This window comes from Dactylosporangium sp. NPDC049742 (genome assembly GCF_040674675.1).
GTDB lineage: Bacteria > Actinomycetota > Actinomycetes > Mycobacteriales > Micromonosporaceae > Dactylosporangium > Dactylosporangium maewongense.
The window spans coordinates 1-1,514 of the sequence record NZ_JBFANF010000160.1 but is presented as its reverse complement, the minus strand read 5'-3'; the positions used below and the strand labels follow the sequence as shown (position 1 = coordinate 1,514).

Below are 1,514 nucleotides of genomic sequence, written 5' to 3'. Positions count from 1 at the left end.
CGCCGCGGCCTCGAGCGGGGCATGAACACCCTCGCCGACGCCGTCAAGGTGACGCTGGGCCCCAAGGGCCGCAACGTCGTCCTCGAGAAGAAGTGGGGCGCGCCCACCATCACCAACGATGGTGTGAGCATCGCCAAGGAGATCGAGCTCGAGGACCCCTACGAGAAGATCGGCGCCGAGCTGGTCAAGGAGGTCGCGAAGAAGACGGACGACGTCGCCGGTGACGGCACGACGACCGCGACCGTCCTCGCCCAGGCGCTGGTCCGTGAAGGTCTGCGCAACGTCGCCGCGGGTGCCAACCCGATGGCGCTGAAGCGCGGCATCGAGGCCGCCGTCGCGTCCGTCGCGTCGGAGCTGGCCAACCTTGCCAAGGACGTCGAGACCAAGGAGCAGATCGCCTCCACGGCCTCGATCTCCGCCGGTGACTCCACCGTCGGCGAGATCATCGCCGAGGCGATGGACAAGGTCGGCAAGGAAGGCGTCATCACCGTCGAGGAGAGCAACACCTTCGGGCTCGAGCTGGAGCTCACCGAGGGCATGCGCTTCGACAAGGGCTACATCTCGCCGTACTTCGTCACCGACACCGAGCGGATGGAGACGGTCCTCGACGACCCGTACATCCTCATCGTCGAGTCGAAGATCTCCGCGGTGAAGGACCTCCTCCCGGTGCTGGAGAAGGTCATGCAGTCCGGCAAGCCCCTCGCGATCATCTCCGAGGACGTCGAGGGCGAGGCCCTCGCGACCCTGATCGTGAACAAGATCCGTGGCACGTTCAAGTCCGTCGCCGTCAAGGCCCCGGGCTTCGGCGACCGCCGCAAGGCCATGCTGACCGACATCGCGATCCTGACCGGCGGTCAGGTCATCTCCGAGACCGTCGGTCTCAAGCTGGAGAACGCGTCGCTGGACCTGCTCGGCAAGGCCCGCAAGGTCGTCATCACCAAGGACGAGACCACCATCGTCGAGGGCTCCGGCGACGCCGAGGGCATCAACGGCCGGGTGGCGCAGATCCGTGCCGAGATCGAGAAGTCGGACTCGGACTACGACCGCGAGAAGCTGCAGGAGCGCCTGGCGAAGCTCGCCGGCGGTGTCGCGGTCATCAAGGTCGGCGCGGCCACCGAGGTCGAGCTCAAGGAGCGCAAGCACCGCATCGAGGACGCCGTTCGCAACGCGAAGGCGGCCGTCGAGGAGGGCATCGTCCCCGGCGGTGGCGTCGCGCTCGTCCAGGCCGGCAAGTCGGCCTTCGACAAGCTGGACCTGGTCGGCGACGAGGCCACCGGCGCCAACATCGTCAAGGTCGCCCTTGACGCGCCGCTGCGCCAGATCGCCGTGAACGCCGGCCTCGAGGGCGGCGTCGTGGTCGAGAAGGTCCGCAACCTGGACGCCGGCTGGGGCCTCAACGCCGCCACCGGCGACTACGTGAACCTCCTGGCCGAGGGCATCATCGACCCGGCCAAGGTCACCCGCTCCGCCCTGCAGAACGCCGCCTCGATCGCGGCGCTCTTCCTCACCACCGA

At 68.1% G+C, this 1,514-nt stretch carries 1 protein-coding gene; it reads left to right on the top strand.

Annotated features, from left to right (window positions below):
- A partial coding sequence (gene groL, locus AB0J72_RS58915; RefSeq protein ID WP_363418041.1) for a chaperonin GroEL occupies positions 1–1,514 on the top strand: 1,514 nt, incomplete at both ends.